The organism is Bradyrhizobium betae (assembly GCF_050632175.1).
Classification (GTDB): domain Bacteria; phylum Pseudomonadota; class Alphaproteobacteria; order Rhizobiales; family Xanthobacteraceae; genus Bradyrhizobium; species Bradyrhizobium betae_B.
On sequence record NZ_CP192576.1, the window covers coordinates 1,434,297 to 1,452,451 of the forward strand.

General features: G+C 64.2%; 13 protein-coding genes and 3 pseudogenes. 6 read left to right on the forward strand and 10 right to left on the reverse strand.

All coding sequences use genetic code 11. From position 1 onward, the window contains the following. Window position 1 precedes the first annotated feature (1 nt). Window positions 2–793, reverse strand: coding sequence for an ABC transporter substrate-binding protein (locus tag ACQ86E_RS07170; RefSeq protein WP_431204819.1), 792 nt, complete (start codon window positions 791–793; stop codon window positions 2–4). A gap of 264 nt (window positions 794–1,057) precedes the next feature. Between ACQ86E_RS07170 and ACQ86E_RS07175 the strand changes: the two genes are divergently transcribed. Continuing rightward, complete coding sequence (locus ACQ86E_RS07175) at window positions 1,058–2,251, forward strand: efflux RND transporter periplasmic adaptor subunit (protein ID WP_431204820.1); 1,194 nt, start codon at window positions 1,058–1,060, stop codon at window positions 2,249–2,251. A gap of 12 nt (window positions 2,252–2,263) precedes the next feature. Continuing rightward, window positions 2,264–5,422, forward strand: a complete 3,159-nt coding sequence (locus ACQ86E_RS07180; RefSeq protein ID WP_431204821.1) for an efflux RND transporter permease subunit — start codon at window positions 2,264–2,266, stop codon at window positions 5,420–5,422. Here ACQ86E_RS07180 and ACQ86E_RS07185 read toward each other — a convergent pair. Together ACQ86E_RS07185 and ACQ86E_RS07190 are read right to left on the reverse strand one after the other, a co-directional pair. Further along, a pseudogene (locus ACQ86E_RS07185) lies at window positions 5,419–7,718 on the reverse strand (cation:proton antiporter). The gene ACQ86E_RS07180 and the pseudogene ACQ86E_RS07185 overlap by 4 nt on opposite strands. Before the next feature lie 348 nt (window positions 7,719–8,066). After that, window positions 8,067–9,239, reverse strand: coding sequence for an MFS transporter (locus ACQ86E_RS07190; RefSeq protein WP_431204822.1), 1,173 nt, complete (start codon window positions 9,237–9,239; stop codon window positions 8,067–8,069). 50 nt (window positions 9,240–9,289) lie between these two features. On the opposite strand from ACQ86E_RS07190, the gene ACQ86E_RS07195 reads away from it, so the two are divergent. Next, the gene (locus ACQ86E_RS07195) at window positions 9,290–10,135 is read left to right on the forward strand and encodes an AraC family transcriptional regulator (protein ID WP_431204823.1); all 846 of its coding nucleotides are present in this window, start codon (window positions 9,290–9,292) and stop codon (window positions 10,133–10,135) included. 223 nt (window positions 10,136–10,358) lie between these two features. Here ACQ86E_RS07195 and ACQ86E_RS07200 read toward each other — a convergent pair whose 3' ends face one another. Further along, on the reverse strand, window positions 10,359–11,507 hold the full coding sequence (locus ACQ86E_RS07200; protein WP_431204824.1) for a sensor histidine kinase: 1,149 nt from the start codon (window positions 11,505–11,507) through the stop codon (window positions 10,359–10,361). 127 nt (window positions 11,508–11,634) lie between these two features. Then, the gene (locus tag ACQ86E_RS07205) at window positions 11,635–11,868 is read right to left on the reverse strand and encodes a hypothetical protein (protein WP_431204825.1); all 234 of its coding nucleotides are present in this window, start codon (window positions 11,866–11,868) and stop codon (window positions 11,635–11,637) included. A 338-nt stretch (window positions 11,869–12,206) separates the two neighbouring features. Between ACQ86E_RS07205 and ACQ86E_RS07210 the strand changes: the two genes are divergently transcribed. Beyond that, entirely contained in the window at window positions 12,207–13,559 is a 1,353-nt protein-coding gene (locus ACQ86E_RS07210; RefSeq protein WP_431204826.1) for a malonyl-CoA decarboxylase, read from the forward strand. 122 nt (window positions 13,560–13,681) lie between these two features. Here ACQ86E_RS07210 and ACQ86E_RS07215 read toward each other — a convergent pair whose 3' ends face one another. From ACQ86E_RS07215 to ACQ86E_RS07235, 5 genes and pseudogenes are all read right to left on the reverse strand, one after another. Further along, entirely contained in the window at window positions 13,682–13,969 is a 288-nt protein-coding gene (locus ACQ86E_RS07215; protein ID WP_431204827.1) for a GIY-YIG nuclease family protein, read from the reverse strand. 179 nt (window positions 13,970–14,148) lie between these two features. Next, on the reverse strand, window positions 14,149–14,406 hold the full coding sequence (locus ACQ86E_RS07220; protein ID WP_156175637.1) for a DUF3297 family protein: 258 nt from the start codon (window positions 14,404–14,406) through the stop codon (window positions 14,149–14,151). After that, a pseudogene (locus ACQ86E_RS07225) lies at window positions 14,403–14,880 on the reverse strand (glutathione peroxidase). The gene ACQ86E_RS07220 and the pseudogene ACQ86E_RS07225 overlap by 4 nt, the downstream one beginning before the upstream one ends. 2 nt (window positions 14,881–14,882) lie before the next feature. Further along, window positions 14,883–16,282: pseudogene (locus tag ACQ86E_RS07230) on the reverse strand (amidase family protein). 232 nt (window positions 16,283–16,514) lie between these two features. Continuing rightward, complete coding sequence (locus ACQ86E_RS07235) at window positions 16,515–16,772, reverse strand: DUF6894 family protein (protein ID WP_431204828.1); 258 nt, start codon at window positions 16,770–16,772, stop codon at window positions 16,515–16,517. Between the two features lie 245 nt (window positions 16,773–17,017). On the opposite strand from ACQ86E_RS07235, the gene pqqA reads away from it, so the two are divergent. Continuing rightward, window positions 17,018–17,098, forward strand: a complete 81-nt coding sequence (gene pqqA / locus ACQ86E_RS07240; protein ID WP_007595659.1) for a pyrroloquinoline quinone precursor peptide PqqA — start codon at window positions 17,018–17,020, stop codon at window positions 17,096–17,098. 117 nt (window positions 17,099–17,215) lie between these two features. Further along, the gene (pqqB, locus tag ACQ86E_RS07245) at window positions 17,216–18,145 is read left to right on the forward strand and encodes a pyrroloquinoline quinone biosynthesis protein PqqB (RefSeq protein WP_431204829.1); all 930 of its coding nucleotides are present in this window, start codon (window positions 17,216–17,218) and stop codon (window positions 18,143–18,145) included. The last annotated feature ends 10 nt before the right edge of the window (window positions 18,146–18,155 follow it).

Below are 18,155 nucleotides of genomic sequence, written 5' to 3' on the forward strand. Positions count from 1 at the left end.
CCTACTCGGTGCGAATCGGCGTGTCCTTCAGACCGTTGTTGTCATAAGCCTTGCGCAAGGTGCCGTTGGTCGTCGCGTCCGTCATGAACTTCGTGACGAACGCCAGCGACTGGTTGTGGCCGAGCGGGACGGCAACGGCCGTCACGGTCTTCTTGAACGTCTCGTCCAGCACCTTGGTGCCCGGAATCTTCTGCGCCATCTTGTTGAGCTGGTCGCGCGACAGGGCGAAGGCGTCGATCTCGCCGCTCTTCAGCAAGCCGAATATCTCGTCATAGGTCTGATAACCCGTGACGGTCGCGTTCTTCAGATGCGCGATCGCGCCGCGCATGGTCGTCGTGGCGTTGACGGCGGCGACCTTGATGCCGGGCTGGTCGAGCGAGGCGAAATTGGTGACGCTTGATCCTGCCTTGACGATATAGGTGGCGTCGGCGACCTCGTAGACTGGGCCGAACATCATTTTGGTCTCCCGCTCGGGATCCCTGGGCAGCCAGGTGACGTCCCAGCTCCCCTTGCCGGCCGCGTCGGTGATCTGACCGGAATTCTGGTGCACGACATATTCGACGGGGACGCCGAGCTGCGCGGCCATTTCCTTGCCGAGATCGACGGGAACGCCGGCAAAGCCGGCTTCGGTCCTGGTCGACCAGAACGCGCCGCCCGCCGGGCTGATCGCGATCGCGACCCGCAGCTTGCCGGTCGGCGCGATCTCGTCCTTCAGGCCATCGGCTAGCGCGGGCATGCCGACCGCCACTGCGAGAACGACGCCGACGAGGGCCGATTGGAGGGACGTGGACATGTCATGCTCTCCTCACCTTTTCTTGTTTCCTTGTTGTCTTCTTATTTTCAGGCCTTCTTCCGACCGCCTCGCCTGTCTCACGGCCTTTGACGCAATTGTGGTCGATCGTGCGCGCGATGAAAAGCGGTTTGTCATGACAAACCCCTCAAAGGGCACAGCGCCCTTTGCAGTGCAAGGTCTATGACTGCCATGGCTATGGTGTTCCACGGCCGTTCATTTGTTGGTAGCCTGCCGCACCGACAGACCACAATCGGGGGCCACTGAATGACGCGCGCGAATCCCGCATCTCTCGCACATCGCAATGAGGAGTGGAGACAGATCGGACGGGCGCTGACCGCCTTGGCGGCCGTGGCCGTGCTCGCCGGCTGCGAAGACAAGAACACCTTCGTGGCGCCGCCCCCGCCCAAGGTGGACGTCGCGACGCCGGTACAGCGCCCGGTGACGCGCTATATCGAGGCTACCGGAAACACCGCTCCGATCAAGAATGTCGACCTTGTGGCGCGCGTGCAGGGCTTCCTGCAGTCGATCGATTACCAGGACGGCGCCTTCGTCAAGCAGGGCACCCAGCTGTTCACGATCGAGCCCGAGACCTACAAGCTCAAGCTCGAACAGGCGCAGGCGGCCGAAGCCGGCGCGCAGGCCTCGCTCAAGCAGGCAGAAGCCGACTTCAAGCGACAGAGCGATCTGGTGCAGCGCCAGGCGGTGTCGCAAGCCACCCTCGACAGTTCGACGTCGACTCGCGACAACGCGCAGGCCAATCTCCAGCAGGCCCAGGCCAACACGAAGCTCGCGGAGGTCAATTACGGCTACACCAAGGTGAGCGCGCCGTTCGACGGCGTCGTCAGCGCGCATCTGGTCTCGATCGGCGAGCTCGTCGGCGTCTCCTCCCCAACCCAGCTCGCGACCATCGTCGCGATGGATCCGATCTATGTGAACTTCACCGTCAACGAGCAGGACGTGCTGCGTATCCGCGCCGAAGCGGCGCGCCGCGGGCTCACCGGCGCCGACCTCAAGCAATTCCCGATTCAGATCGGCCTCCAGACAGAGACCGGCTATCCCCATGAAGGCAGGCTCGACTACGTCGCACCGACCATCACCCAGTCGACCGGCACGCTCGCGGTGCGCGGCCTCGTCCCCAACGACAAGCGGGTGCTGCTGCCCGGCTATTTCGTCCGGGTCCGCGTGCCCTTCAGCCAGGAGAAGGACTCCCTCCTCGTCCCCGACACCGCGCTCGGCAGCGATCAGGGCGGCCGCTACCTGCTCGTCGTCAACGGCGACAATATCGTCGAGCAGCGCAAGGTGCAGATCGGCCCCGTCGACAACGGGCTGCGCGTGATCGAGAGCGGCCTGAAGCCGGACGACCGCGTGGTGATCGCAGGGCTGCTGCGGGTGATCCCGGGCCAGAAGATCGACCCGCAACAGGCGAAGATTGGCCAGCCGCAAGCGTCTGCCAAGTAGGAGCGGCCGGTCATGATCTCAAAATTCTTCATCGAGCGGCCGGTCCTCTCGAACGTCATCGCGCTCCTGATGATCCTGATCGGCGGCGTTGCGCTGTTCAACCTCGCGATCGCCCAATACCCCGATGTGGTGCCGCCGACGGTGCAGGTCACCACACGTTACCCCGGCGCCAGCGCCAAGACCGTGATCGACACGGTGGCGCTGCCGATCGAGCAACAGGTCAACGGCGTCGAGGACATGCTCTACATGCAGTCCTACAGCGCCTCCGACGGCACCTATACGCTGACCGTGACCTTCAAGATCGGCACCGACCTCAACTTCGCGCAGGTGCTGGTGCAGAACCGCGTCTCCAGCGCGCTGTCGCAATTGCCGCAATCGGTGCAGAACCAGGGCGTCACCGTCCAGAAGAAATCGACCTCGATCCTGCTGTTCGTGACGCTGACCTCGCCGGACTCCAAGTTCGACAGCCTGTACCTGAGCAATTATGCCACCATCAACATCCGCGACGAGCTTTCACGCTTGCCCGGCGTCGGCAACGTCACGGTGTTCGGCGCCGGCCAGTATTCAATGCGGGTGTGGCTCGACCCGAACAAGCTGCAGGTGCGCGGATTGGTGCCGCAGGACGTCATCCAGGCGATCCAGCAGCAGAGCCAGCAGGTCTCCGCCGGCCAGGTCGGCGCGCCGCCGACGCCGCCGGGCCAGGCGTTCCAGTACACGCTCAACGTCAACGGCCGGCTCGACGACACAAGCCAGTTCGAGAACATCATCGTCAAGACCGGCACCAGCGGCGACGTCACGCGCGTGCGCGACGTGGGCTCGGTCGAGCTCGGCGCGCAGACCTACAGCCAGATCTTCTCGCTCAACAAGCAGCCCGCCACCGGCATCGGCGTATTCCAGTCGCCCGGCGCCAACGCGCTCCAGGTCGAGCAGGCCGTGGAGAGGAAGATGGTGGAGCTCGCCAAGCGGTTCCCGGAAGGCATCAAATACGACACTCCGTTCGACACCACCAAGTTCGTCGAGGCCTCGGTGCACGAGGTCTACATGACGCTGATCGAGGCCGGCCTGCTGGTGCTGGTGGTGATCCTGGTGTTCCTGCAGGACTGGCGCGCGATGCTGGTGCCGGCGACCACCGTGCCCGTCACCATCATCGGTGCCTTCGCCGCGATGGCGGCGCTCGGCTTCACCATCAACATGTCGACGCTGTTTGCGATCGTGCTGGCGATCGGCATCGTGGTCGACGACGCCATCGTCGTGGTCGAAGGCGCCGCCCACAATATCGAGCAGGGCATGAACGGCCACGACGCCGCGATCAGGGCGATGGACCAGCTGTTCGCGCCGATCGTCGGCATCACGCTGGTGCTGATCTCGGTATTCCTGCCGGCCTCGTTTCTGGCCGGTCTCACCGGGCGCATCTATTCGCAGTTCGCGCTGGTGATCGCGGCGACCGCGCTGTTGTCCGCCATCAACGCGGCGACCCTGAAGCCGACGCAATGCGCATTGTGGCTGCGGCCGACCGTGCCGCCGGAGCAGCGCAACTTCTTCTATCGCGGCTTCAACAACGTCTATAACCGGGTCGAGCGCGGCTATACGCGCCTGATCACCTTCCTGTGCAGGCATGCCACCGTGTCGGTTGCGGCCGCGCTGGTGCTGATCGTGATCGGCGGCTACGGCCTGTCTCGTGTACCGACCGGCTTCCTGCCGATCGAGGACCAGGGCTATCTGATCGCCGCCATTCAATTGCCCGACGGCGCCTCGCTGGAGCGAACCCAGAAGGTGCTCGACCGGGCCAGCGAGATCATCAAGGAGACGCCGGGCGTCCAGCAGGTCATCACCATCGCCGGCATCTCCGCACTCGACAGCAGCGCGAGCCTCGCCAATGCCGGCGTCGCCTACATCATCCTGAAGGACTGGGAGGCCCGCAAGGGCCCAGGCGAGGATCTGCGCTCGCTGGTGTATGGGCTGAACGACAAGCTCGCCGTCATCATGGAGGCGCGCACCATCGTGCTGCCGCCGCCGCCGATCCAGGGCATCGGCAACGCTGCCGGCTTCTCGATGCAGGTCGAGCTGCGCGACGGCAACAGCGATTTCGCCAAGCTGCAGGCGATCACCGGCGCGGTGGTCAGCAACGGCCAGAGCCAGAGCGCCCTCCAGCGCGTGCAGTCCTCGTTCCGCTCGTCGGTACCGCAGTTCAACGTCGAGATCGACCGCATCAAGACCCAGACGCTGCACGTCACCACCGACCAGGTGTTCTCGGCGCTGTCGACCTATCTCGGCTCGTCCTATGTCAACCAGTTCAACAAGTTCGGCCGCGTGTTCCAGGTCTACACGCAAGCCGATCCGGCCTTCCGCCTCACCGAGCGCGACATCGCCAACATGATGGTGCGCAACTCGAACGGCGACATGATCCCGATCGGCACCGTCGCCACGATCACGCCGGCCACCGGCCCGTCGCTGATCAGCCTCTACAATCTCTATCCGTCCTCGACCGTGATCGGTCTGCCGGCGCAGGGCTACTCTTCCGGCCAGTCGCTGAAGCTGATGGAGGAGATCGCGGACAAGACGCTGCCGCCGGGCACCGGGTACGAATGGACCGCGATGTCCTATCAGGAGAAGGCGGTCTCCAGCCAGATCTACTGGGTGTTCGGCCTCGCCATGCTGCTGGTCTATCTCGTGCTCGCCGGCCAGTATGAGAGCTGGTACGCGCCGATCTCCGTGATCCTGGCGGTGCCGCTGTCGCTGATCGGACCGACGCTGGTCCTCAACGGCCTCAAGATCGACAACAACCTGTACTGCCAGATCGGCCTGATCCTGCTGATCGCGCTGTCGGCCAAGAACGCCATCCTGATCGTCGAGGTCGGCCTCGAGCTGCACGGCCGCGACGGCAAGCCGGTGCTGGAATCCGCGATCGAGGCTGCGCGTGCCCGCTTCCGCCCGATCCTGATGACGTCGTTCGCCTTCATCCTCGGCGTGGTGCCGCTGGTGCTCGCGACCGGCGCCGGCGCCAGCGCCCGCAAGTCGATCGGCATCACCGTGTTCTCGGGCATGCTGGCCTCGACCTGCCTCGCGGTGCTGTTCGTGCCGGCCTTCTTCGTGGTGGTGCAGCGGTTCGAGAACTGGCGGGCGAGCAAGAAGGCGCCGAAGGCGCAGCCGGTGGCGGAGGTGAAGCCCTAAGCCTTTTCCGCCGCTCGGTTTCCCTCGCCGCTCGACACCAGCAGCACCGAGACCTTCGACTGTCTCAGCACCGCGTCGGCAACGCCGCCGAAGGAGAGATGATCGCCCTGGATGCGGTCAACGCCCATGACGACGAGATCGATGTTGGTGGTGTCGATCTCGCGCAGGATAGCCGCCTCAGGGGCCCGGTTGACCCGCAACGTGGTGGTGATGTCCACCTCGTAGCGGGCGGCGAGATCGCTGGTGTCCTTCAGGATGCCCTCCTCCCGGCTCAGCCCCCAGAAGCGCCGCGCTGAGCGCCCTTGTCCCGCGTCGTCGCGACATAGATCACGCGGAGCGAGCCTGATCCTGCCTGGGCCAGCGCCACCGCGACTTCGGCGCCCCGCTTGGAGACGCTGCTGCCGGAGACAGGAACGAGGATGTTGAGGCCGTCGGGCGCCGGCTGTTTCAGATGCTTGCCCTTGGCCGCCACGACCGCGAGCGGCCCTTCGAAATGAGCGGCGATGTCCTCGATCTTGCGGTCGAAACGGTCCTTGGTGGCGACGACGTTGTCGACGCCGACGACCAGGAGATCGAAGCCCTTCTTCGCTTCCTCCTCGATGGTCTCCCCGAGCGCGGATTTACGGACCCGCGTCGTGACATCGACGTCACCGACATCCTCCTCGCCATTCGCTGCGACCGCGTCAGCCGCCTTCTTCACCACGGCCTCGTGGCGCCCGTCCTCGTCACCGCTCTTCTCCTGATCCTTGTCCTGCGTCTTGTCCCGAGCCTTGTCCTGAGTCTTGGCCTGCTTGCCGATATGCAGCACGGTGACCGGCAGGCCGCGCATGCCGGCGATGAGGCCCGCGATGTGGGCGGCGAAGGTGGCGTTGACGCTTTCGTCCACCGCGAGCAAGGGCCGCTCGAGATTGGCGACGAAGCCGCGCTTCTCGAACTCCTCGCGTTCCAGCCGCTCCTTCTCCTCCTTGTTCATCGGCAGCCTGGCGAGTGCCGCGCGCAGCATCGGCGGCATCGCCATCGTGGTGACGATCGCCATGGTGACGATCATCGTGAACAGGTTCTGGCTGAGCACACCGATCGAAAGGCCGATGGTGGCGATGATCACTTCGGTCGAACCGCGCGCATTCATGCCGCTCGCCAGCGCCAGCGATTCCCGCCTGTTGAGGCCACCGACGGTGCCGCCGACGAAGGCGCCGCCAAACTTGCCGACGCTGGCGATCACGACCAGCAGGCAGGTCAGCATCAGGAGATAGGGATCACGCAGCACCGAGAGGTCCGCGGTCAGGCCCGCAAGGCCGAAGAACACGGGCATGAAGAAGCTCGAGATCAGGCCGCGCAGTCGCTCGTCGATCTGCCGCGTCAGGATCGGGGACTCCCCGACCAGGATGCCGGCAACGAAGGCGCCGAGCACTGTGTGGACGCCGATCAGGTGCGTGACCATCGCCATCCCGCACATCAGCAGCAGAATCACGGTGATGACCGCCGCCGCGCTGACGAGGTTGTCGTTGGCCCAGCGGATGAGCTGGAACACCAGCCGGCGGCCGATGGTGAAGCTGACGGCGAGGAAGGCGAGCGTGCCGAGCACGGCCTTCGCCACCGAGGCTATATCGAGCGATCCCTGGGAGGCGAGACTGAAGATGACGGCGATGATGATCCAGCCGATGGTGTCATCGATGACGGCGGTCGCGACGATGATCTGGCCGACGTTGCGGCGCATGAAATTCATTTCGCGCACGACCACGGCGACGATCTTCACGGAAGAGATCGACAGCGCCGTGCCCATGAACAGCGAGGCGACGAGGCGCTGTTGCGGATTCGGCAGCAGCGCGTCCGGCAGGAACTCCCCGAGCGCGAAGCCGCACGCAAAGGGCACGAGGATGCCTGCGATCGAGATCGCGATCGCGGCTTTGCCGACCTTCTTGACCAGCTTGAGGTCGGTCTCCATGCCCGTCAGCAACAGCAGCAACAGGATGCCGAACTGGGCGATGCCGTCGAGCATCGCCTTCTGCTCGGGGGTCTTCGGGAAGATCGCGGCTTGCGCCTCCGGCCAGATCCAGCCGAACAGTGAGGGACCGAGGATGATGCCGGCGAGCAGTTCGCCGATCACCGAGGGCTGTCCGATGCGCTGCATGATCTCGCCGAGACCGCGCCCGACCGCGATCAACAGCACGATTTGCCCGACCAGCAGGAACTCGGACGGGCCGGCCGCTTTGCCGCCCTCGGCACTCGCCGCGATGGTCGTGAGAACGAGCGCCGCCGGGACGAGCCCGACCGGCCGAAGCAGGCTCCATTGCATGCAGATGTCTTCCCCTTCACCCAGCTCCATGCCGGGGCCGCAGCGGATAGAACCCGCAGGAGGTGGAGCGGGTTCCAGGCTTGCGCGGAGGGCTGAACCAAGACGTGCGAAAACAACCCCATGCACAGTAGCGATGGCGTTGGAAAGCATGCGGCATTTCGGTCTTGCCGAAAAATACTTGCACCGTCGGGCAAAACACTGGCAGAATGGCATCGTGGGCAGAGCTTGGTGGAGTGCTGATCCATCCCCGTCATTGCGAGCGCAGCGAAGCCATCCAGAATCCCTCCGCGGGAAAGAGTCTGGATTGCTTCGCCGCGCTCGCAACGACGAGTGGAGAGAGCGCCATCCTCAAACCGGCTGCGGCGTCCGGATCTCGCGCGGCAGGATGATCGCGGCGGCGATCGCCAGCAGGCAGAGCGCGGCGAAGGCGTGCAGCATGGTGACGAAGCCGCCCTGCTCGTACAGCCAGGCGACCAGGCCGACCGAGGCACCGGCGGCGGTGAAGCCGATGAAATAGCGTACGGCATAGGCGCGCGAGCGCCATTCCTCGCTGGTGTATTTGCCGACCATGGCGTCGTTGACCGTGACCTGCCCGAACGCGCCCATGACGATGCCGATCGAGACCAGGATCAACGGCAGGTTGGACAAGCTCGCGGCGAGATACAGGAACGGGGCCAGCATGAAGGACAGGGGCAGCGCCACCGTCTTCAGCGAATAGCGGTCGAGCAGCCGGCCGATCGTGTATTGCGTCATCGCGCCGAACACGTAGACGCAGGCCGCGATGACGCCGAGCAGCGCGGGGCTTTTGGTGAGGTCGGCGAGCCGCTCGGCAAACAGCTTCGGCAGTGCCACGGTGACGGCATTGAAGGTGGTGGAGATCGCGATCACGACGATCAGCAGCGCGAGGATCACGCGCCACATGTCCTGCTTGGCGACGCGCGCCTGGGCTGCCGCCTGCTTGCTCCCCTTGCGGTCCTCGTGCACGACCATAATCGCAAAGGCGATGCCGATCAGGATCGTGACCGATCCGGGAACGATGAAGGCAAAGCGCCAGCCGAGATACTGGCCGATCACGCCGGTGACCAGCGCCGAGGACGCAACGCCGAGATTGCCCCAGACGCCGTTGATCCCCATCTCGCGGCCGAGCCGCTCGGCATAGGACACGATCATCGCGGTGCCGACGGGATGATAGATCGAGGCGAAGATGCCGATCGCGAATAGCGCCGCGCCAAGCTGCGCCGGTGACTGCACGAAGCCGACCGAGATCATGGACAGGCCGATGCCGACGAAGAAGATCAGCATCATGTGGCGGCGGCTCCAGCGATCCCCGAGCCAGCCGGTCAGCAGCGAGCCCGCGCCGAAGGCGATGAAGCCCGGCGTCGCGTAGGGCAGCAGTTCCGAATAGGTCATGCCGAGCGCCGGCCCCATGATGATCACGGCGGCGGCAAAGATCAGCATCGCATAATGGTCGATGAAATGGCCTGCGTTGACGAAACTGATGACCCGGCTGGGGCTGTTCATACGAATCCTCTCCTGCTCCGAAATGAGTTATATGTCTGACCCACGACGGGATGCTGCCAATGACTGTCTTTGAAACGCCAATCTTGGAAACGCCAATGTTGGAAAAGCCGATCCTCCGGGAGGTCCGGGGCAACCATCGCTCGACCGCGGGCGTGCATCTGGTCGCCCGCGACTATCCCAGGGGCCTGCGGCTCGACCCGCACATGCACCGCGAGGCCCAGCTCGTTTACGCCGCCAAGGGCACCATGCAGGTGACGACACCCGGGGGACGCTGGCTGGTGCCGCCGGACCGCGCGGTCTGGGTGCCGGCCGGGCTCGAGCATGCCATCGACGTGCTCGCCGACATCGAGATGCGCACGCTGTATTTCGACCTGCCCTGGCTGAAGCGCGAGCAACGCAGCGAGAGTCTCGCCAAGGAATTCGTGGTGCGGGTGTCGCCGCTGCTGCACCAGGCGATCCTCGCACTGTTCGACGTCCGCAATCCGCAGGAGCGCACCGAGCTGCTGGTGCGGCTGGTGATGCTGGAGTTGCACGAGGCCGAGGATTCCGCCACGTTCGTGCCGCTGCCGCGCGAGCCGCGCTGCCGGCGCGCGGCGATGATCGTGCTCGACGACCCCACCGGCCTGCACGACATCGACACGCTGGCGCGCGAGGTCGGGACCTCCGCGCGCACGCTGTCACGGTTGTTCTCGACGCAGACGCAGCTGAGCTTCAAGAGCTGGTGCCAGCGCGCGAGGATTGCTGCCGCGATCCAGCGGATGTCGATGGATGCCAACGTATCGGTGAAGCAGCTCGCGACCCAGCTCGGTTATGCCAGCGTGCCGGCATTCTCGGCCGCGTTCCGTCAGGTGACGGGGCGGACACCGACGGAGTTTGCGGGGAAGGACCGCTCGTAGGCACGCAGTATTGCCCCCGTTGATCGTGCGTCCTACAACCTGCGAACTGTCCGACTCAGGAGTACCAGTAGACGGACACTCAGCTTCCCGACCCAGTCGTCGTCCTTCGTGTTCTCATTCTCGGCGGGACGATCGAACTGGTCCATGCAGGAGTATCGCTTTCTGTCGTCCACGAGCAACGGATGATTCCCTGCGGCGCTGTGATTATGGCTACCGGGGCGCATCATGAAGCCGCGATGACTGAGTTGAGCGGTACATCCAATGAGTACACGAACCCGGATGGCTCATAAGCGAGATGAACCTGGCCACTCAATTGCTGTCCGAGAGATTCCATCATCCGGGTTCCGAAACTTCGTCGTGTCGGCACCTCGACCGCGGGACCGCCGCTTTCGGTCCAGGTCAGCCGGAGGCGGTGCTTCGTCTCGTCAATCGTCCACGCAACCTCTACGCGGCCGGCCGGGTTGGAAAGAGCACCGAATTTCGTGGTGTTGGTACACAGTTCATTGAAGGTCATCGCAAGCGCAATGACGGCACCGGACATAATTCGAATGTCGGGCCCGTTGAAATGAAACCGCCTGCCGCCGTTACTGTCGTAGGGATCGGTTGCCCCGCTCAGGGTGTGCGTGAGACTGGCATTCGCCCAGCTGACTTGCATGAGCAGATCGTGGGCGCGTCCCAACGCGATCAACCGGCCCTCCATGGCTTTCTGTCCATGCTCAACACTCTTCGCGGCCCGGAAACTTTGCGACGCAATTGCGCTGACCGTGGCAAGTGTATTCTTGACGCGATGATGCAGTTCCCCAAGGATGAGCTTCTGCAGCTTGTCGGCGGCCTCGCGCTCCTTGGCGTCGATGCCGGCTTGTGCAAGCAGGGTACTGGCGTCTATTCCAGCTTGTTCAAGCAATAGCCGAAGGTTGTCATTTTCTGCCGTCAAGACGGCCTCATGCGCATTCGCAGCCACCATTGCTGCGTTCGGGACGATCCGCAATGCCCCCGCACCGATCATCGCTTTCAGTTGACCAGCCATTTTCTCGACTGCCAGCGGCTTTCCAAAGAAGCGACTGTCCGCAGGCCTTTCCGCTTCCGATGGATTCACCTGGCCGGAAACCAGAATGATCTTGATGGCCGGCCAGCGGTCGTGGACGGCGTGGGCGAGTTTCAAGCCGTCCATGCTGCCTGGCATCTGAATATCGGTAAACAACAGCGAGATATCCGAGCGCGCTTCGAGAATGGAGATCGCCTCGTCAGCATTGACGGCTTCGACAGCCGTGAACCCTGCATCCTCGACGATGTCCACCGCGCGCATGCGCAGCACCATTTCATCTTCGACGACGAGAACGTTGGCTGGAGAGCCGATCAGACCCGATGACATAGGAGAACTCCTTGGACAGGAGCCAAAATGATCGCCCACGCCAATTGCTCAGTGGCGTCGGGCTGAACGACATCCTGTGCCTGTCGCAGACGCAAGTCGTGTCTTGAGGTTTGCGCGAAACGCCTTGTCAGCGCTGCGCGATCAGGCGAGCATCACGCACCGGCATCCCCGACCTGACATCGTGCAAACAGGACGCCGCGAGGCGCGGCCAAATCTGGCTCGAGCAGCTTGGGACGCCGGGGCCAATGGGAAGCCGGTCCGCCTTCGCCAGGGCAGCCGCCTCGACCGCGTTGGCGCGAGGCGCAAAACCGGGTACCGCAATCACCGCGGCGCCCGAAAGCGCCAGGATGGCGAAGGCCATGAGAGATTTGATCATATGAGTTGTTACTTTGGCTGGTCGCCGATCCCGCTACGCTTGGGGACACCTGACAACAACCAGATCGATGAATCGTTCCATCCCACAACTTATATTTGAGCGACCGTCGCTGCCGCACCGCCGCCTTTGGTCAAAGACCGGAGTCGCTGTCCGGGACGGATGCTGCGAGGTCCCGGTGCGGCGCCGTCGTAACGCATGACAGCGTCTTTCAGGACGCACCGCCCAGCTCAACTTGCCGAATTCCCCTGCATGATTGTGATCGGCTTCCGCCCAAATCATGTGTAAACTTCCCGCACCGCACAACCCGGTTACGAAAGGCCCAGATGGCGAACGCCTTCTTCTCCGACCTGCTCGCCACCATATCCGAGCGCGGCCGCACGCTACTTCGGCGCGGCGATGGCGCGGACATCAAACAGGACGCGGACGGGCTGATCGAGCTCTGCGGCGCGCTGCTGTCGGGCCGGGGCGAAGCCTCCGGCACCGCGCTTGCGCGTGAGGTGCTGGATATCTACCAGGAGCTGGATGCGGCAGGACGCCGCGCCTTTTTCGATGGCCTCGTGCGTGATTTCGGGCCGGACCGGGAACGGCTGTCAAAGGCCATCGAGACGTGGCGCGCCAAGCCCAGCGACGAAGACGCAAGCGCGCTGCATTTCGCCTCGGAGCCGCGGCGGCAGGAACTGATCCGCCGCCTCAACCGTGCGCCCGGCGGCACCGGCGATCTCGTCAACATGCGGGCCGATCTTCTCGGCATGATGAAGGGCCATTCCGACCTTGCCGCGCTCGATCGCGACGTCTCGCATCTGCTGTCTTCGTGGTTCAACAGGGGGTTTCTCGTGCTGCGCCGGATTGACTGGTCGACCCCGGCCAACATCCTCGAAAAGATCATCCGCTACGAAGCCGTGCACGAGATCAGCGACTGGGACGATTTGCGCCGCCGCCTCGATCCGGTCGATCGCCGCTGCTACGCCTTCTTCCATCCCGCGATGGTGGACGAGCCCCTGATCTTCGTCGAGGTGGCGCTGACCGAGACGATCCCCGGCGCGATCCAACCCCTGCTCGCGGTCGACCGCCAGCATCTGCCGATCGCGCGCGCCCGCACCGCCGTGTTCTATTCGATCTCCAACACCCAGCGCGGCCTGGGGGGCATCTCGTTCGGCAGCTTCCTGATCAAGCAGGTGGTCGAGGAGCTGCGCCGCGAATTGCCGAAGCTCGACACCTTCGTGACGCTGTCGCCGGTGCCGGGCTTCATGCAGTGGATCAAGCAGGACAGGGATTTGCCGCTGACGGACGAGGACCGCGAGGTGCTGAAGCGCCTCGACGATCCCAAATGGTTCGAGAATCCCGAGACGACAACGCTGCTGCGCGCCGTGATCGAGCCGCTCGCCGCGCATTACTTCCTGAAGGCGCGCACGCCGAAGGGCCGGCTGATCGATTCCGTCGCGCGTTTCCATCTCGGCAACGGCGCGAGGCTCGAGCGCATCAACTGGCTCGGCGACCTCTCGCCCAAGGGCCTGCGCGAATCCGCCGGCGTGATGGTCAACTACCTCTACCGCCTCGACGACATCGAGAAGAACCACGAGGCCTACGCCAATGACGGCGAGGTCGTCGCGTCGAGCGCGGTGAAGAAGCTGCTGAAGAGCGAAGGGCGCCGGCTGCTGGACATGCGGCTGTCGTAGCCGCGCACGGCTCGCGCGGCATCGTCATTGCGAGGAGCCCTTGCGACGAAGCAATCCAGGCTGCCTCCGCGGAAACACTCTGGATTGCTTCGCTGCGCTCGCAATGACGGAGGGTGCGGCGGTCAGATCAGCGAATCGTACAAGTCCGTCCAGTCGGGATTGATGCTCTCGATCAAAGCCAGCTTCTTCGCCCGGCTTCCCGCCTTGATCTGTTTCTCGCGTGTGATGGCGTCGGTCATCGTCGCATGCAGTTCGTACCAGACGAGAAGCTTGCAGGCGTACTTGGACGAGAAGCCCTTCACCAGACCCTCACGATGCTCGAACGCGCGGCGCGGCAGATTGGATGTGACGCCTGTGTAGATCGTCCCGTTGCGGCGATTGGCGAACATGTACACGCAGGGCTGTTTCATGATCGTGCTCGACTGAAGACAGCTTCGACAATAGCACAACCAGGAGATGAGCGCGAGGCTTTCGCCACATCGTCTTTGCGAGGGGCTCTTGCGACGAAGCAATCCAGGCTGCTCCCGCGGAAAGCCTCTGGATTGCTTCGCTGCGCTCGCAATGACGTCGAGATAGAGCGCGCCGCGAACTACTTCTTGTCCCTGAAATACGGCTCCACCGGGCCATGCACCTTGATGGTCAGCGGGTTGCCGTGACGGTCCTTGGCGTTGCCGGCGGTGACGCGGACCCAGCCTTCGCTGATGCAGTATTCCTCGACGTTGGTTTTCTCGACGCCCTTGAAACGGATGCCGACGTCGCGGGCGAGAATTTCCGCGTTATGATAGGGGCTGTTCGGATCGACCGAGAGGCGGTCGGGAAATTCATCGCTCATGATTGTCTCGCTCATAACAGGGTCTCGATTTGCTTCCGCAACCCTTCGGGCCGCGCGGTCGGCGCGTGGCGCGCGATCACCTTGCCGGCACGGTCCACCAGGAATTTGGTGAAATTCCATTTGATGGAGGCGCCCAGCAGTCCGGATTGCTGACGTTTCAGGTACTCATACAAGGGATGCGCGTTGGCGCCGTTGACGTCGATTTTCTCGAACAGGGGAAAGGTGACGTCGTAACTGGTCGAGCAGAACGCCTGGATCTCGTCCGCCTGCCCCGGCTCCTGCGCGCCGAACTGGTTGCAGGGAAAGCCGAGCACGGAAAAGCCGCGCGGCGAGAGGTCGCGATAGAGATCCTCGAGCCCGCGATATTGCGGCGTGAACCCGCATTTGCTGGCGGTATTGACGATCAGCAGCACCTGGCCTTCGAAACGTCTCCAGGGCAACCTCCTCGCCGGCAAGCGAGTTGGCCTTGAAGTCGTAGATGACAGACATCGCTAACCCACGGGATCGATCGGCGACGGCGGCACGCCGCCCGCCTCGATCGCTTCGCCCGCGAGCAGACACAGGTCCTCGCGATAGCGGCCGGAGACGATGTGCACGCCGACCGGCGCCTTGCCGACCAGGCCGGTGGAGACCACGAGACCCGGCAGCCCCATGAACGGGGTCGCAATCTGCGGCATCTGCGCTTCCCAGACGCGCTTGAAGGACTCCTCGTCCTTGCGGTCGAGATGGTCGGGGAACGGCAACTCGCCGGACACCGGCGTCAGCACCACCGCATATTTTTCGAAGAACAGCATCCAGTCGCGGGTCAGCGTGGCGCGGCGGGTCAGGGCCTGCGCGTAGTTGGCCTGGTCCATCGGCGTGACCCTGTCGCGGTTGCCGCGCAAGCAGGCCAGCGCGCCGGGATCGCCTTCGCGCTCGGCCATCTCCAGCTGCGCCTCGTAACCGTCACCGAGCCAGAGTTTGATCTGCCACTGGACGGCTTCGCGCATCGGCGGCGTGTTTTCGATCGTCTCGACGGTCCAGCCCGCGCGCTCCAGCCGCTTGCCGGCGTCGATCACCGCCGCCTTCACCTCCGGCGTGGTGGCGAGCCCGTCTGGATTGAGGCAGAGCGCGGCACGCTTCGGTCGCGCGGGGCCTTCCAGCGGCGCCGGAACGTACCACGGGTCGCGCACGTCGCGCGCCGACATCGCGGCGAGCGAAATCCTGATGTCGTTGACGGTGCGCGCCAAGGGACCCGATACCGCCATGATCTGCGGCCCGATCGGGCGCTCCGGCAGCGCCGGATTGAAGGCGGAGATGCGGCCCAGCGTCGGGCGCAGGCCGTGCACGCCGCAGGCATAGGCGGGATAACGGATCGAGCCGGCGATGTCGGTTCCATGGGCGATATGGCCGATGCCCGCGGCGACCGCTGAACCGGCGCCGCCGGACGAACCGCCCGGCGTCAGGGAGGCGTCGCGGGGATTCCTGGTGTCGCCATGGACCAGATTGGTGGTGAACCAGCGGTAGGAGAAAGCCGGGCAATTGGTGCGGCCCAGCAGGACCGCGCCCGCTTTCCGGAAATTGGCGACCACCGGATTGTCTTCGCGCGCGATCAGGTCGCGCTGGAGTTTGAGGCCATTGGTGGTGGCAAAGCCCTCCTGGTCGACATTGGCCTTGATGGTGACGGGAACGCCGGCGAGCACGCCGGGGTCCTCGCCCCGCGCGATCGCGGCATCGACGGCGTCGGCCTGCTTGAGCACGTCCTCGGGCCGGTGGTCGATCACCGCATTGAGCTGGGGATTGACCGCATCGAGCCGGGCGAGGCCGGCCTTGGCCGCCTCCCTGGCGGACACTTTTTGGCTTTGACGAGGGTGGCGAGGTCGGCGGCCGACAGGCGCCAGAGATCTTGCATGGCTTGCTCCGTATGACCGGCGTCTTTTAGCGCCGGGAACGCAGCAAAGCCATGCAGATTTCGCAGGGGCGAAGGGCGGGTTTGGTGCCGGATGGCGGCTCATTCTCCGTCATTGCGAGGAGCGCAGCGACGACGCAATCCAGACTGCCTCCGCGGAGGGATTCTGGATTGCTTCGCTGCGCTCGCAATGACGGTGGAAAGTGCCCGTCGTCCCTCGGGTCTCCGAGCGCCTCTAATGCCTCGTCGCGGACTGGTCGGGGATGTCCAGCAGGGCCTCGGTGAAGGGGAATTCCAGCACGATTTCGCCTTCGATGTCCGTGACTTCGATCACGGCTTCCATGAGCGCAGGCTGGGTGCCCTCGGACTTCAGCACCTCCAGGATCATCTGGCGGGCGACCTCCCAGGCACGATCGGGGTTGCGCAGGTCCTCCCCTTCGGGATCCACGATCAACTCGTCGCCAATGCGGGTGTTGAAGAAATATTTGGGCATCACGTGATCCAGTTAAATCGCCTGTACCGGATTGAAAGCTGCACTGCACTCACAACTGCTTTATCAGCACAGCGTTCACGACCGAATGCGCCAAGCGCAAGGCAGCGTCACCAGAAGTGATGTTCCCACGACTTTTCGCGGCGCAACATGGCCTTCTTCGGGAAAATTTCACTGGCGAACTTTTGTGCCCGCATTACTTTAACCCATGGGCGGATACGTCCGAGTTCGCGAAATGGAGAGCTGATATGGCCTGGAAAGCCCCGAAGATCGTCGAAGTGCCCTGTGGCATGGAAATCAACATGTATGTGAGCGCTACCCGCAAGTAAGCGGTTGGTGAGTTCGCGTTCTGCGCAGGTGGATCTTTCAGTCGCGATGCATGTCCGGACGACAGGATTGTGTCGGCGTGAGATCCACCTCGCGACATTGCCTCCGGGAGACGTAACATGCTTCGCGTCGTCGTCCTGGGCGCCGGGGCTGGCGGCGGAGTCCCGCAATGGAATTGCGGCTGCGAGGGTTGCCGGGCCGCCCGCACCAACGGCCACGAGCTTTACCGAACCCAGGCCTCGGTCGCCTTCAGCGGCGACGGCGAACACTGGTTCCTGATCAACGCCTCGCCCGACCTTCGCCAGCAATTGAACGCCACGCCGCAGTTGCATCCCAAGGCGGGCGCCCTGCGCCACACGCCCGTTGCAGGCGTGATCCTGACCAACAGCGAAGTGGATGCGGTGGCGGGGCTGCTGTCGATGCGCGAGGGATCACCGTTCGCGATCTATGCGCATGAGAAGGTGCTGGCGATCCTGGCGAGCAACAGCATCTTCAACGTGCTGAACGAGAAGAATGTGCGGCGGCAGCCGATCGAGATCCGCGAGCCCTTCGAGCCGCGGCTGCCGGACGGTGCGCGTTCGGGGCTGGAGGTGCTGGCGTTCGCGGTGCCGGGCAAATCCGCCTGGTATCTCGAAGGCAAGGCGCATCCCGGCGGCGAGAGCGGCGACGGCGATACGCTGGGGCTGAAGATCACCGACAAGACCAGCGGCAAGTTCTTCTACTTCATCGCCGCCTGCGCCGAAATCACCGACGCGCTGAAGGCCGAGATCGACGGCGCGGCGCTGGTGTTCTTCGACGGCACGGTCTGGCAGGACGACGAGATGATCAAGGCAGGCCTCGGCCACAAGACCGGCAAGAGCATGGGCCACGTCGCGATGTCCGGCGACGACGGCGCGATCGCGCGGCTCGCCGATCTCACTCTCGACAGGAAGATGTTTCTGCATATCAATAACTCGAACCCGGCGCTGCTGCCCGATACGCCCGAGCGCAAGGCTGCTGAACGCGCGGGTTGGCAGATACCTGCGGATGGAACGGAGATCGTGCTGTGAATGCCGCGTC